Here is a 14,642-nt window from a genome sequence, read left to right as displayed (position 1 = left end):
ATTAACTTAAGTCCGGTGATAACATTGTATACATCATTTTCGTCAGGAGGGAAATGAAATGCTAGCCTCTCTACAGGCAATTCAAGAAGTTAAACAGGGTGATAAAGAGGTATTGCGACAACAGAAATGGCTGCAATATCTTTATATAACAAAAGAAAAGAATGTGAACTTAGAACAAGTTCCTTCGTTAGAAGGGTTAGAAAGCAATCCGGTTTTATCCTATGTGGAAAAGACTCTATTAATCTTAGATAATTGTACAAGTTTAAATGATGCTGAAAAACAAATAATTGAACAGGTTTTAATATGGAGCGATGTAGCAAAATGCGGCTCTCCTTCTCAGCGCAAATATTGGAGAGAACGGGGATTTCAATTAGGCATTCATAATATTGGTTCTGCGCAAATATATGCAGAAGAAATAAGAAAGACAACAAATGGCGAACGTAACTTGGTTTTAGAAGAGCTTATTTTTACACTTATTTATACACATGGATTAATTGGTCAATTTATAAGAGGAGAAGTTCGCTATTGTCAATTAGAACCATTAATTTTATCTATGAATAAAAACTTCGTAGTAGATAAAAAGGATAGGTACCGTTTATTATATGTCTTGAATCAATGTATCATCGAAGCTGTTTCACCGCAAATATGGAAGGAAGTTCAAGAGGAAGTTAAAGAAGTTATTAGCTCTATTTTGGAAGGGAAAAGGGAGCAAGAGTTACCATTAGAGGAAAGAATTAAGAGGCTGAGAAAAGCCGCTATCCAAAACGGAGAAAATTTTGATGAAGAGTATAGTCGTTTTTTAAAAGAATCGAAAAGAATTGAATTGCTTCAATTATTTTTTCATAAAACGGATATGTGGTATGTGGAGTCTGCTCTGCATGATTTCTCCTTGGAAGAATTTTTGAAAATCTTCCTATTAATCTATCAAAAAGTCGATCCATTAACGATAAAGCAAATCAGCTTTGAACCGTTTATGAAAGACATCTATTATGACTATAAAGGTAAAAAGACAATTAACTTATACAAAAAGAGAATCATTGAGGCATTTTTGAAAGAACAAACGATTGATGATTTAATTGCCGGCACAGAGTGCGCAAATGAACATGTCGAATTAGTGATTATTCCGCTTGACTTTTTAAATGAAAATATTAGCGTAACATTTGTTTATTCAAAGGCTGGGGAGAAATTAATTGAATTTTGTCAGGAAGCAGAAAAATCACCCCTTTATGAACGGGCAATCATTCTTTTATATGATTTTTTTGGTTTTCGAAAGGATGGCTTTGATCGAATGCAGAATGAACAAAACTATCTTGCTGATATGAATAATGCTGAAGACCATAAAAAGATGATTGCTGACTATGCAATAGGAAATAAGCTGCTGGATATAGGGGCAGGCGGTGGAATTATGTTAGATATTCTATCGGATTGCCACCCCGATGCAACTGTTATCGGCATTGATATTTCTACCAATGTTATCGAGGCATTAGAAAAAAGGAAGATAAGAGAAAAGAAAACATGGCTTGTTAAACAGGCAGATGCTCTGCAATTAAAAGAAACTTTTGCGGTGAATAGCATGGATACCATTATATTTTCTTCGATTCTTCATGAGATGTATTCTTATATTCCGTATAAAGGGATGAAATTTAATCCAGAGGTTATTTTGGATAGCTTGACAAGTGCATTTGAAGTCCTTAAACCAGGTGGCAGAATCATTATTAGAGATGGTATCATGACCGAGCCGAAAGAAGAATGGAGACAAATTGAATTTAAGCTGCCAAATGGCTTGGATTTTTTTAAACGCTATGTAAATGATTTTAAAGGCAGACAGATCGAGTTTGAGCAAATTAACGAAAGCACTGTTCAATTGCCGATAAATGATGCGATGGAATTTCTATATACTTATACATGGGGAGAAGAGGCCTATCCGCATGAAGTACAAGAGCAGTTCGGGTACTTTACCCCTGCTGAATATAAAGATGTTATTAAAAGGGTGATTGGCAATAAGGGGAAAGTGCTATTGTTTGACCATTATTTACAAGGTGGCTATGCAGAGCATCTATTACCGAAAGTAAAATTGATGGATTCGTCTCAAAACGTGGTTAAATTTCCTGACAGCACTTGCTTTATTGTGATTGAAAAACATCTTAGATAGAGCTTTAAATAGTTTTCAAGCAAGGCAAAAAAATGGAGAGAATAGATTTCCGCCTACTTTCACATAATGAAAAAGGATCTATTTTAAAAAAGGAACCCTATGGGGAACTTAACATTTCTTTATATAGAAAGTAGGTGGAATGATGGATATTAACAGAGCAAAACAAATACTTTCCTCATCAGCAGAAATAGAAGTAAAGTATAACGGTGCTTCAGTTTGGCTGGAAGATATTAAAGAAAAAGATGCAACCGCAATCGTTCATCTGGTAGGCGGAAGTCAAGAACAAACAGAAGTTGACATTGCAAGCCTAGAAGAAGCTTAAAATCTCTCGCAAGACAACCACGAGGATAGAGGTTCCAGTTTGTCGACAAAAGGGGATTAGAATGTTTTCATTCTGAACCCCTTTTTAACATTTGTAGCGGAAAACAACATCTCTATTAGAAGGGATTACAAAAAAGAGTATAGGCAAAACTCCTAATTCAAGGAGTTTGTCCTCATTCTGCAACCACTCGTAATAGTGGTTCTTTTTTATGAAAAACAGCCAATTATCCCTATTAAAAATCTGTATTGTTTTCAAAAAAAGTCATTATTTAATTATAGATAAAATATGCACAATTCTGTAAAGAAAAATATGGTAAAATAGTATTCAAATGGTTTTAAGAGAAAAAGAGGTGAGTATATGCAAATAAGTCTAAAGGTATATGGCGAGCATGCTAGGATGGTCTCCCATCTTATTGCTAAAAATCCCCATAACCTATATGAAAGAAAAGGGCGGGTTAGTGCGCATTGTTTTTACCAAAAATGAGGAGCGTGAAGTCCATATATTATTTTTCGTTACAGTAGATAATATGGAACTAACGAAAAATCAAACTAATTTTTCGTCTATTACGCATTATATTAATGATAGAGAAAGTGCTGTCAGCAGTATTTTCTGCTCGGTTTTACGAAAAGCAGTTGGAACTGCATTGAATGGAAAGCCAAAAGATGAATTCAAAGAGTGGGTGAACTATTCTTTTCCATTAGAAATTACATTTGGACCGTTATCCACCAAGTTAACCAATCATGAATTAGCAGGACTCTTTGAACCATTAGGATACGAGCTTACGATCGAAAATGGAAAGGTACTTTTACCAGCGTCATTCGCGAAAAAGAGTTCAGCAAAATTTATTACGCTGAAGGCAAATCAGACGATTCAAGACTGTTTCCGCCATTTGTTTGTGCTGATCCCGGTAATGGACCAATATAAACATTATTATATTGATGAAAAAGAAGTGGATAAGCTGAAGCGATATGGAGAAGGATGGCTTTCCTTCCATCCGAAAAGAAATGAGATTATAAAGGAATCGCTTATTTTTTCAGATTTAATAGAAAAATCAAGGTTAATAGAATCAAAGCCTTCAAAGGAAAAACAAGCACCTTTGACAAAAAAGAAAAGCTTAAATCAGTGGCGTTATGAGAAAATTATAGAAACTGTAAAAGGGCTTCCGCATAATAGCCGAATTGTGGATATGGGGGCTGGAGAAGGAAAGTTAACGGCCCAATTAGGCTTTATAAGGGGAATAGAAGAACTTGTCGCAGTAGAACCTTCTGAACGAGAACAGTTAAAAGCTAAAAAAAGAATCGAGGCATTAGTGGGTAAGTCTGACTTTCTTCTTCCAACTTTTAAATGGGGCTCTTTATTTTATTATGATAGTGAATTGGAAAAGAAAGATATCTTTATTCTCTGTGAAGTCATCGAGCACATTGACGAAAATCGATTAGGGAAGATATTTGACACCATTTTTACAAAATACAAGCCTTATCATGTAATTGTGACAACACCAAATCAAGATTACAATGCTGTATATGATATGAATGAGGCAAAAAGGCACAGCGACCATCGCTTTGAATGGACGCAGCAACAGTTTAAAGAATGGACCAAGTATTGGGAAAGTCATGCTAATTATAAGGCGCAAATCGATGGGATTGGCGAATATGTAGAAGGTTACGGCTATCCTACACAGATGGTAATATTTTCGCAGAAAAGAGGTGGATAAATGAAAACGATTCTAATACCCCATAACAGTATTGTTTTACTAATAGGACCATCAAATAGTGGGAAATCTACAACATTGGAAAATTGGATAAACAAAGGCTTTCTGCAACCGGAAGAAGTAATTAGTTCCGATCATTTTCGGAAATTAGTCAGTAATATTGACTTTTTAGACTGGACAAATCAGCCTAAAGAAGTAGCTGCCAATTTGATGGAAGAATATAGCCAAATCTCAAGAGCTGCCTTTGAAATGATGGAAAAAATGATTAGTGCAAGAGCGACATTGAATAAGCGAAGCTATATCGATGCAACCCATTTAAAAGAGGCAGAACGGGAAAAATATCGAATTCTTGGAAAAAAATATCATGTTCCTGTAGTAGCGATTGTTTTTGATCTCTCTTTACCTATTCTCCTTGAAAGAGACGAAAAGCGCACCTATCCGAGAGGAAAAGGGAAGGTGAGAAGGCAATTTGAAGTAATGCGTCAGGAAATCCGCAAAATCCAAAGGGAAAGCTATCATGCAATATATTATATTAGAGATCGGGACGAGTCAGTGAATATCGAAACAGAAGAAGCTTCGTACTATTTAAATGCTGATAATGGCTTAGATATTATCGGAGATATTCATGGATGTATGGATGAATGTTACGAATTGCTAGAACGTTTAGGATATATAAAACATGATGATGGATTATATCGCCATCCAGAAGGTCGGAAATTTGTTTCGGTAGGGGATATTATGAGCCGCGGCCCAAAATCAGCAGAAGCACTTTTCTTTTTCTCTGCCCACATTAACCATAATCTTGCGTATATGATTGATAGTAACCATGGTTGGAAAATAGCAAGATGGCTTGATGGGAAAAAAGTGACACTAAGTCATGGGGATGAATGGATTAAAGAAGCGTTTACTTCCTTTTCCATTACATATACAGAGGAGCAGATAGAAAAAATAAGAGAAGATTGGAAAACTATGCTTCTTCATTCACCTTCCCATTATGTCCTGACAAGAAATGGTGTGAAAACAGCAGTTGTTGCCCATGCAGGGATAAAAGATCATTATATTGGCAAACAATCAAATACGATTTCTGATTTTACGAGATATGGAGAAACATTAGGTATGGACACAGACGGGAAGCCGATCCGTGGAGACTGGTACCGAAATCATCTATCGAAAGAATTAATTATTTGGGGACATGATCCGAAACCAGAGCCGCTCTTTGTGAATAATACAATTAATATTGATCAAGGGGTTGTTTTTGGCGGAAAGTTAACGGCCTTTCGTTATCCAGAAAGGGAATTTATATCGGTTAAGGCTCAAAAGGATTATGCTCAAATAGAAGATAATCCATTGAAAAAATGGCAGGAAACAAGGCTTGCCCTGCCGAATATTCAGCGATTTATTAATGGTTATAGTGTTTGGACAGATACGTTTGGAGAAATTAGCTGTCCGCAAAATAATGTGAAAGCAGCGATGGACAAAGTGTCTCATTTTACAATTCCCATGGAAGAGTTAATCTATATACCGCCAACGATGAGTCCTCCGCCGCAAACTTCCACAATCGAAGGATATCTGGAACATCCGATCGATGCCTATCATTACTACAAAGATAACGGGATAGATCAAATGGTTGTCGAGAAAAAGCATATGGGCAGCAGAGGGATACTTTTGTTATTTAAAAATCCAGAAGCAGCAGAAAAGTATGTTGGGAAAAGAAGCATAGGCACAATTTATACAAGAACAGGGAGAGCTTTTTTTTCTAAAGAGCTTGAAGAGGAAATTCTGACAAAGCTTCATTATGATCTAGCAGCTGTAAATTATTTTGAAGAGAATCAGACTGACTGGGTATTGCTTGATGCTGAAATTCTTCCATGGAATTTAAAGGCAAAGGATTTAATTATTCAGCAATACGCACATGTGGCTGAAATGAGCGTGATGGATAGAGACAAGATTTACGAGCAGCTTCTTTGTGCGCAGCAAAATGGCATGGCTGTTCATGGCTGGGTAGAAGAATTTGCACAAAAGCGACAAAATGCGCAAAGTTTTAGTGAAGTGTACAATCAATATTGTTGGGAAATTCAACAATTAGAGGATATAAAAATCGCTCCATTTCATATCCTTGCACATAGCAACGAAAGTTATTTTCATCAAACACATCAGTGGCATATGGAGCAGAACGAATATTTCAGCACAATTAGCAGTCTTTTTATGAAAACAGATTATCTGATTGTAAATGATGATGAATCATTAAAGAAAGCTGTCAGCTGGTGGGAAGAGATTACGACAGATGGTCATGAAGGGGTTATCTTTAAACCTTATCATTTTCTTGCGAGAAATCCAAAGGGAAAATTACTTCAACCAGCCATTAAAGTAAGAGGACAGAAATATCTTCAAATTATATATGGCATGGATTATTTAGAAAAGGATCAATTAAGACGATTAAAAGACCGCAAAACAGGTAAGAAGCAGCGTAATGCATTAAAGGAATTGGCTTTAGGAATAGAAGGTATCAATCGTTTTATTCAGTTCGAGTCATTGGAAAGAATTCATGAATGTGTCCTTGCAACATTGGCTTTGGAAGAAGATCCGATTGATGCAAGATTATAAGATGAAAAGCAAATTCAGAGGATATTTCTCGATGAATTTGCTTTTTATCCCAGCTTGATATTTATAAGGGAATGCACTGGTTAATTTTTCATTATCTTTTCCATGCATCGAGTATAAGAGAAGGAAATAAAAGCTTTTCCCCGTTATTTCTTGGATCATATTTTTTGGACCTGAAAATCACGCCATCTTTTCCGTGCCATTCATTTTCATGAAAAATACCTTCTTCATCACAATACTCCAATAAATGTACTTCGAATCCTGCTAATTCAAACATTTTTGACAATGTTTGATAATTATGAACAATCTTATGAGTGAAGGCAGGATGGTGTTTAGGCCCTGGCCCTCCGATTTGCACTATTCGTTGATACGATTCATCCGGAAAGAAGCCATCTGGTACAGCACAGCGAATATAACCTCCTGGGTTCAAATATTGATAGCAAAGTGAGGCTGCTTGAACGCCTTCCTTAAAGGTGAGATGCTCCCATACATGTTCCGCTAAAATAGCGTCTATGGAACATTTTACAAACTGTAGCCAAGTTGAATCGTCCATAATAAGTTAAGCTCATCTTCCTGAGTATGAATCCAGCCAGGATTATTCCTGTATTCCCCAGCACCAATACCAATCTTTATCGTTTCATCCTTCATATGAATTCCTCCAATATTTTAAGAGTTTCCATTAACGTACAATTAAACATAAAGATTACATTTATGACAGGATAAAATGTTAACGAGTAACAAATAAAAAACAGGTCAAATGACATAGGAATCATCGCCTATCTATTGTAAAATAAGAGGGCAGAAAGAATTACCTTTTTTTTCTTTTAAGAATGTATGCGTATACAAAGAGAGGGGCGATTACGTTGGAAAAAATTCTTATTCATAAAAGAAAAGGAGTTCCGTTAAAAAAGAAGCTTATTATTTCCTTTTTAGCAATGCTATTAATTCCGAGTATCTTAATTGGTGCATTTTCTTTTTTATATGCAAACAAGCAGATGGAAAAAGATTTTATAAGCAATGCGAGTACTAATTTAAACATGCTGGATAAGAGTATAACCAATTTAATGTCTGAAAAAATTTATGATGTGTCAGCATTAACAGAAACAATGACGAAAGAACTATTGGAAAAAGATCCGGAAAGTCTGCAGAAAACCATTGAGCAGTATAGCCAAGTCCATCCTGAAGTTTCTAGTATCTATATTGGAACAAATGATGGAAAGCTTTTTCAGAAGTCTATGGAGGAAAATAATGATCATATGGATCCAAGGTTGAGAGATTGGTATAAAGCGGCTGTTAATAAACCAGGAGAAGCAGTTATCATGGATCCTTATCTTTCCCCAGTTTCTAAAAAGATGGTTATTACCATTGGAAAAACGATTGCAGATAATGCAGGCGTTATGGCAGTAACCATGAATTTAGATTACTTAGCAGAACTCGCAGGTGAAATAACATTTGGAAAAGAAGGCTATGTCATCTTACTTGATCAAAAGAAACGGTTTATTGTTCATCCCGATGAAAAACAAGGGGGTGTGGTGAAAGCCTCCTATTATGAAACACTTTATGACCGACAAGCTGGCACATTGGATTATTCAGCAGACAAGATTAGTCGGAAAATGGTTTTTCAGACAAATAAGTTAACTGGATGGAAGTTAGCAGGAACGATGGAAAAATCAGAAATTGTCAATCATACAAAAGGTCTTTTGTATGCGATAACAGGGATATTAGCCGTCTCTATTATTATTGGAGGGATCATGATGATGGTGATTGTTTCCTCTATTATCAAACCAATTAAAAAATTGAAAGAACAAGCCATTACAGTGAGTAAAGGTAATTTAACAACGGCCATTAACATGGCCGCTAAAGATGAAATTGGCGATGTGGCAGCAGCATTTCATACGATGCAGAATAATTTACGAGAGCTTATTAGCAATATCGAGCAAAGTTCCGAGAATGTAGCGGCAAGTGCTGGTCAGTTAACAGCAAGTGCGAATGAGGTGACTATTGCATCAGAGCATGTAACCAATACTATTCAGCAAGTCGCTGGTGGTGCCGAAATTCAGACTAAAGGTTTGGATAATAATGTCGATAGTCTTAAGTCTGTTTTAAAAGGAACAAATCAAATCGTTGTTTTTAGCAAAGAGGTTTCAGATCTTTCGACAGGCACGATAGAAAAAGCATATGCAGGAGGGAACTCCATAAAAGCAACACTGGAACAAATGCATGTAATCAATGGGACAGTTGCTGAATCAAATAAAATGATTAAAGAACTCGTAGAACAATCTAAGCATATCGAAAAAATAACAGAAAGCATTACTACTATCTCCGAACAAACGAATCTTCTGGCACTAAACGCAGCAATAGAAGCAGCAAGGGCGGGGGAGAAAGGCAAAGGGTTTGCTGTTGTAGCGAATGAAGTACGTAAACTTGCGGAGCAGTCTGGACAATTTGCGAGTAATATTTCGCAATTAATTACAGATGTACAAAAAACAACTGAGAATACAGTTCAAAGAATGGCAGAGGTGTCACGAGCTGTTCAAGCAGGATTAGAAGTAACGGATGAATCTCATACAAGATTTCAAGAAATTGTACATAGTATGAAGGAAATGACACCACATATTCAAAAAGTTACGGAAACTTCAAATGATATGGCAAGCACACTAAAAGAGGTAAGCATCACAGCAGGAGAATTAGCAAAGATTGCCTCTGATAATTCGACTTCTTCTGAAGAGGTTGTATCCTTAACGGAAGAACAGCTGGCTGCTATCGAAGAAATTTCAGGTTCTGCAAAGAATTTATTGAATATGGCGGAACAACTCAAACGAAATCTTCATCTATTTACCTATTAATCGTCATATGAAAAGTACCTCTTGCATAAAGTAGCGTTAGGCTTTATATGCGGGAGGTATTTTCATGAAAAAAATCAAAGTTTATTTAATAAATGGGTTCCTTGGGAGCGGAAAAACGACAACTCTATTAAACTGTATGGAGTATTTTAAAGGGAAAAATAAAAAGTATGCCATTATATTGAATGAACTTGGGGAAACAAATATCGAAAAACATCTTTTTAAAGAGGAGTCACTCTATGAATTGTTAAATGGATGTGTCTGTTGTTCAATCAAAGAAGATTTGAGATCAACACTTGATGAATTAACTGTAACATTGCATAAAGAGAACATTGAAATTGTGTTGCTAGAAGGGACTGGAGTAGCAAATCCTTCCGAAATAATGGAGACATTCAAGGAACTGCAATATAAAGATACTTTTGAGATCGTTGAAAGTATTTGTTTAATTGACAGCTTGCATTTTACGGAATACACAAGTATTTTTTCAAGCAGCAAAGAAGTGAGGCAGCTGCAGAAAGAGCAAATTGAGAATGGAACAGTATTAGTCCTAAATAAAATCGATCAGCTTTCAAGCAAGCTTGCTGTTGAAAAGGTGGAAAAGCGAATTAGAAAGATAAATCCTGATGCTCCATTATTACATAGTAACTATGGCCATGGAGTAACAGCATATTTGGAAAAACAGGAAGGTACTAAAATCAAAGACCAATCTATTTCGCGTCATCATCACCATCATCATATTAAAGCAATGAAAATAGTTCAAACAACCCCTATGACGAAAAGCGAATTACGAGATTTCTTAAAAAATAATCAAGATAAGTTAATGCGAGCTAAAGGAACAATCAAAAATAGTGATGATCATTCTTGGTATCATTTTCAATATGCTTCTGGTTTGCTAGAATGGCAAAAAGTAAAGGAATATCTTCCTAATCGAAAAGGAGAGATCATTTTAATAGGTGAAAAATTACCTGAAAAAGTAATTCTATAATACTTTCTTTGTGTATCTTATCGAATCTATCATAAGATACACTATTTTTGCATAGATAGGATAGGACAAGCATAGATATAAACTATATAAGGATAAATGATGGAAGAAAAGGAGTATGCTATGTCTATCCCAACTCGTATGAAGGATATTTTTATCTTTTGCTTATTTATCGCTTTAATGTATCTATTTTTTTTCGGGGATCTTTATGTGGCAAAGCAATGGAGCTTCGCATTGCCAGATCAAATAAAAACTATTTTTGTGTTATTTCTTGGGATTTTGCTTGAGGCACTTCCGTTTTTATTATTAGGTGCCATCGCCTCCTCTATAATTAATATTTATATTTCAGAAGAGTATATTGCTAGAATTATGCCGAAAAACCCAATAGCGGCCATTGGTGCTGCTTTAATTGCTGCAGTGATTACACCAGTCTGTGAATGTGCCATTATTCCAGTTGTTCGCAGATTAATTCAAAAAGGAATTCCTGTCCATATTGGTGTTGTCTTGTTAATGGGAGCGCCAATTCTTAATTTTATCGTTTTTGGCAGTACATACTATGCCTTCCAAGATAATTTATCGATTGCATACGGACGTTTTATCATTTGCATATTGGCAGCCATTATAGTGAGTCTCATTATTTATTTCTTTTTTTCGAAACAAAAGGTATTAAAAACACAAAGGGAAGATTTAATGGTAGCCGTTCCTATTAATGAAAACAAAGGAGATTCTAAATGGAAAGGAATTTTGCATCATACTTGTCATGAATTCTTTACGATCGGGAAATATTTCATTATTGGAGCAGTATTTGCAAGTGTTGCTCAGGTATATTTAAAGGATAGTTATATCATGCAGGCGGGGGAATCACCAATTGAAGGTACAGCAGTAATGATGGGGCTAGCGTATGTGCTGTCACTTTGCTCAGAGGCAGATGCTTTCGTAGCAGCTTCCTTTGCCAAGATGTTTACCCCTGAAGCGATTATTGGTTTTTTAGTTTTTGGACCAATCCTTGATTTTAAAAATACATTTGTCATGATGGCTTCTTTTCGCATGAAATTTGTATTCGTATTTATTATGATAGTTACAATAGTTGTCTTCTTACTTTCGCTAGCTTCACGATTCATTTTGTTTTCATGACACATATAAGGAGGAAAAATGGTGAAAATCAAATGGAGTCCAACCTGGCAGTTAGCAAACGAACTGCAAGGAATTGTACTGATTGGCTTCAGTCTCCTTATTTTTAAGTTATTGGTGACAGGAGATGTAGGACAGCTTGTTGCCCCCAAAATGGTGCCATTACTAGGTATAACGATGATATTGATGTTTTTTCTTGGATTTTTCCGGTTGTTAAATAGTAATTTAAAGGGGGCCGATTGTGATTGTGATGTATGTGATGAGAATGCCTCTTTCCTGAAGCTTACTTTTTCCTATCTTCTATTTATTAGCCCCTTGATGTTGTTTTTTACCTTACAAGACATGTCGATTGATAAAAGTATACTTCCAAATATTCAATTTGAGCAAGGACAAACTTTTTCTGCTAGTCAAGGTCAGCTCAAGACCTTAGGGGAAGAAGATATGATTACAATCGAAGATGACAATTATTTGCAGACAATGGACATGATTCATACAAATTTAAACGATATGGCAGGAAAAAAAGTGATGATTACTGGTTTTATTCATCGAGAAAAAGCCTTCACCGATAATCAAGCAGTTATTGCAAGATATGTTATGACCCATTGTATTGCAGATTTAGGATTGTTTGGTTATATGATGGAGGGAGATGTTGGTGAATTACAAAGTAATCAATGGTATGTGATAACAGGAACCTTGGAAAAGAAAGAATATGAAGGTCAAATAATGCCTATTATTAAGCTGGAAAAGGCCGAAGAAACGATAGCACCAGCGGAAGATTACTTATATGCATTAGACTATTAGGCTGCCATTCTTGCATTATTCCTATTTTTTCGTTAAAATTTAAGAGAATTCAATTAAATATAAAGCGGGGGCTTGTGGAAACAGGCTGAGAGTATGGCTAGTCTGCCATTGACCGAATGAACCTGTTGGATAATGCCAGCGTAGGGAGGTGTAATGGAATAAAAACACTTTGCTTAGGCGTAGTGTTTTTATTTTTGCCATAATTGCTGAAAAATCGCACGGCGCTTCCTTCGTATCCGTGTTAGGAATTCAGTTAGTTATGGCTTTTTGTATGTATGTAATGTATTTCGCTTTTATAACTAGAGCACTTAATTGTAAGGATAACTGAATTTGAGAAGACTGGACATCAGAAAATACTATCCAAAGTGGTGATGAATTTCCATGTGAGGGAGGATTCACTTTACCTATCAAAGGATAAAAGTCTTAAGAGTAATAAGGAACTTTAGAAAGGAATTGATTTTAAGAGATGAATGAAAATGTTGACATGGTAATTCCGGCGATATTAACAAAACTTCGAAAACATGTGCCATTGGTTCACAATATTACTAATGTTGTTGTTACTAACTTTACGGCAAATGGGTTACTAGCATTAGGAGCGTCACCAGTAATGGCATATGCAAAGGAAGAAGTTGCGGAAATGGCAGCAGCAGCGGATGCTCTTGTCTTAAATATTGGAACACTAACAGCTGAAAAAGTAGAGAGTATGATTATAGCTGGGAAGGCTGCAAATCAGGCTAATACACCCGTAATTCTAGATCCTGTTGGTGCAGGAGCAACTAGTTATCGTACGGAATCTGTACACCGCATTATGAAGGAAGTAAAAATAAGCTTGCTTCGCGGAAATGCAGCAGAAGTAGCGAATGTAGCTGGAATTAAAGCAAAAATGAGAGGTGTAGACTCTGTCAGTGAACATAATAGCCAAGGAATCGCAATGGAAGCTGCAAAGCTATTACAAGTACCAGTTGTTATAACAGGTGAACAAGATATAGTTGCTGTTGACGGGAAACTTTCTATTATCCATAATGGTCATTCCTTGTTAACTAAGGTTACAGGTACAGGTTGTTTACTTTCCTCCATTTTAGGTGCATTTATTGCAGTAGAAGAGGATGTCTTTCTAGCTTCTATAGCGGGTTTAGTAACATATGGAGTTGCATCAGAACTTGCTTTTGAAAAGACGAGCGAAGAAAGTCCAGGAAGTTTTCAAATCGAATTATTAAATCAGTTAGTGAAAATAAAGGAAGAAAATATAAAGGAATCGATGAGAGTGGAGATTAAGAGGGGGTAATTATATGGCTACAGCGAAAGCATTAACAATAGCGGGATCAGATAGTGGCGGAGGAGCTGGAATTCAAGCAGATCTAAAAACCTTCCAAGAACTTAAAGTATATGGAATGAGTACCATCACCGCTATTACCGCACAAAATACCCGCGGAGTAGATGGGGTATACCCAATGACCCTTGAGGCGATTGAAAAACAACTAGAATCTATCGCAGTGGATTTACGACCAGATGCATTAAAAACAGGTATGCTTTTTAATAGTGAAATAATTGAATTGGTAGCGGATAAGATAAAAGAGTATCGTTGGAAAAATTTAGTGATTGATCCTGTGATGATTGCTAAGGGTGGTGCTAATTTACTGCAGCAGGAAGCAACAGAAGCTATGAAAAAAAAGCTCCTCCCGCTTGCAACTGTTTTAACACCGAATATACCAGAGGCAGAGGTATTAACTGGGAGAGATATTCGAAATATAGAGGAAAGAAAAGAAGCTGCCAAAAGATTAAATGCGATGGGTGTTACTTATGTCGTTATAAAAGGTGGCCATGGGGATGAGAAGGAAGCGATTGATTTATTATTTGATGGCAGTGATTTTTCAAGCTTGGTGGCAGAAAGGATTCCAACAAAAAATACGCATGGAACAGGCTGTACTTTTTCGGCAGCGATTACAGCAGCCCTTGCCAATGGCTTTTCTATTAATGATGCTTTTCAATTAGGTAAGGAATTTATTCATCAAGCTATAAAAAATGATCTTCATATAGGCAGCGGGCATGGTCCAACCAACCATTGGGCTTACCAAGAAAGCAAAAGATAATACGGGGGA

Annotated in this window: 10 protein-coding genes, 1 pseudogene and 1 riboswitch; of the genes and pseudogenes, 10 read left to right on the top strand and 1 reads right to left on the bottom strand. The window is 36.1% G+C overall.

The features are described 5' to 3' along the window. Positions 1 to 58: 58 nt before the first annotated feature. The 4 genes from NSS71_RS07140 (at position 59) to NSS71_RS07125 (ending at position 6,789) form a co-directional block, all read left to right on the top strand. Positions 59 to 2,152, top strand: coding sequence for a class I SAM-dependent methyltransferase (locus tag NSS71_RS07140; RefSeq protein ID WP_341151380.1), 2,094 nt, complete (start codon positions 59 to 61; stop codon positions 2,150 to 2,152). A 139-nt stretch (positions 2,153 to 2,291) separates the two neighbouring features. Next, positions 2,292 to 2,474, top strand: coding sequence for an H-type small acid-soluble spore protein (locus NSS71_RS07135; protein WP_371000768.1), 183 nt, complete (start codon positions 2,292 to 2,294; stop codon positions 2,472 to 2,474). Between the two features lie 412 nt (positions 2,475 to 2,886). Further along, on the top strand, positions 2,887 to 4,188 hold the full coding sequence (locus NSS71_RS07130; RefSeq protein ID WP_341151379.1) for a 3' terminal RNA ribose 2'-O-methyltransferase Hen1: 1,302 nt from the start codon (positions 2,887 to 2,889) through the stop codon (positions 4,186 to 4,188). After that, the gene (locus NSS71_RS07125) at positions 4,189 to 6,789 is read left to right on the top strand and encodes a polynucleotide kinase-phosphatase (protein ID WP_095320915.1); all 2,601 of its coding nucleotides are present in this window, start codon (positions 4,189 to 4,191) and stop codon (positions 6,787 to 6,789) included. It abuts the gene before it with no gap. A gap of 91 nt (positions 6,790 to 6,880) precedes the next feature. On the opposite strand, the pseudogene NSS71_RS07120 reads toward NSS71_RS07125, so the two are convergent. Beyond that, a pseudogene (locus NSS71_RS07120) lies at positions 6,881 to 7,434 on the bottom strand (class I SAM-dependent methyltransferase). Positions 7,435 to 7,649: 215 nt separating this feature from the next. Here NSS71_RS07120 and NSS71_RS07115 point away from each other — a divergent pair. The 6 genes from NSS71_RS07115 (at position 7,650) to thiD (ending at position 14,633) form a co-directional block, all read left to right on the top strand. After that, complete coding sequence (locus NSS71_RS07115) at positions 7,650 to 9,632, top strand: methyl-accepting chemotaxis protein (RefSeq protein ID WP_341151378.1); 1,983 nt, start codon at positions 7,650 to 7,652, stop codon at positions 9,630 to 9,632. Between the two features lie 64 nt (positions 9,633 to 9,696). Beyond that, positions 9,697 to 10,614, top strand: a complete 918-nt coding sequence (locus NSS71_RS07110) for a GTP-binding protein (protein WP_341151377.1) — start codon at positions 9,697 to 9,699, stop codon at positions 10,612 to 10,614. Positions 10,615 to 10,821: 207 nt separating this feature from the next. Then, positions 10,822 to 11,745, top strand: a complete 924-nt coding sequence (locus tag NSS71_RS07105) for a permease (protein WP_341151376.1) — start codon at positions 10,822 to 10,824, stop codon at positions 11,743 to 11,745. An 18-nt stretch (positions 11,746 to 11,763) separates the two neighbouring features. Further along, positions 11,764 to 12,543 carry a TIGR03943 family putative permease subunit gene (locus tag NSS71_RS07100; RefSeq protein WP_061796268.1) on the top strand — a complete coding sequence of 260 codons (780 nt, stop codon included), beginning with the start codon at positions 11,764 to 11,766 and terminating at the stop codon, positions 12,541 to 12,543. A gap of 54 nt (positions 12,544 to 12,597) precedes the next feature. Further along, positions 12,598 to 12,707, top strand: a riboswitch (TPP riboswitch). Positions 12,708 to 13,009: 302 nt separating this feature from the next. Further along, positions 13,010 to 13,828: a hydroxyethylthiazole kinase gene (gene thiM, locus NSS71_RS07095; protein WP_341151375.1), complete on the top strand. Its 819-nt coding sequence runs from the start codon at positions 13,010 to 13,012 to the stop codon at positions 13,826 to 13,828. A gap of 4 nt (positions 13,829 to 13,832) precedes the next feature. Then, positions 13,833 to 14,633 (top strand): bifunctional hydroxymethylpyrimidine kinase/phosphomethylpyrimidine kinase, encoded by an 801-nt coding sequence (gene thiD, locus NSS71_RS07090; RefSeq protein WP_061796266.1) that lies wholly within the window; start codon positions 13,833 to 13,835, stop codon positions 14,631 to 14,633. Positions 14,634 to 14,642: the final 9 nt, after the last annotated feature.

The sequence above is a fragment of the Niallia sp. FSL W8-0951 genome (assembly GCF_038006525.1).
Classification (GTDB): domain Bacteria; phylum Bacillota; class Bacilli; order Bacillales; family Cytobacillaceae; genus Niallia; species Niallia circulans.
The sequence above is the reverse complement of the archived record's forward strand: the minus strand, read 5'-3'. Positions and strand labels throughout refer to the sequence as shown.

Coding starts and splice junctions, on each gene's coding strand:
- NSS71_RS07140 (WP_341151380.1), top strand. CDS start 59: ATGCTAGCCTCTCTACAGGCAATTCAAGAAGTTAAACAGGGTGATAAA.
- NSS71_RS07135 (WP_371000768.1), top strand. CDS start 2,292: ATGATGGATATTAACAGAGCAAAACAAATACTTTCCTCATCAGCAGAA.
- NSS71_RS07125 (WP_095320915.1), top strand. CDS start 4,189: ATGAAAACGATTCTAATACCCCATAACAGTATTGTTTTACTAATAGGA.
- NSS71_RS07110 (WP_341151377.1), top strand. CDS start 9,697: ATGAAAAAAATCAAAGTTTATTTAATAAATGGGTTCCTTGGGAGCGGA.
- NSS71_RS07100 (WP_061796268.1), top strand. CDS start 11,764: ATGGTGAAAATCAAATGGAGTCCAACCTGGCAGTTAGCAAACGAACTG.
- thiM (WP_341151375.1), top strand. CDS start 13,010: ATGAATGAAAATGTTGACATGGTAATTCCGGCGATATTAACAAAACTT.
- thiD (WP_061796266.1), top strand. CDS start 13,833: ATGGCTACAGCGAAAGCATTAACAATAGCGGGATCAGATAGTGGCGGA.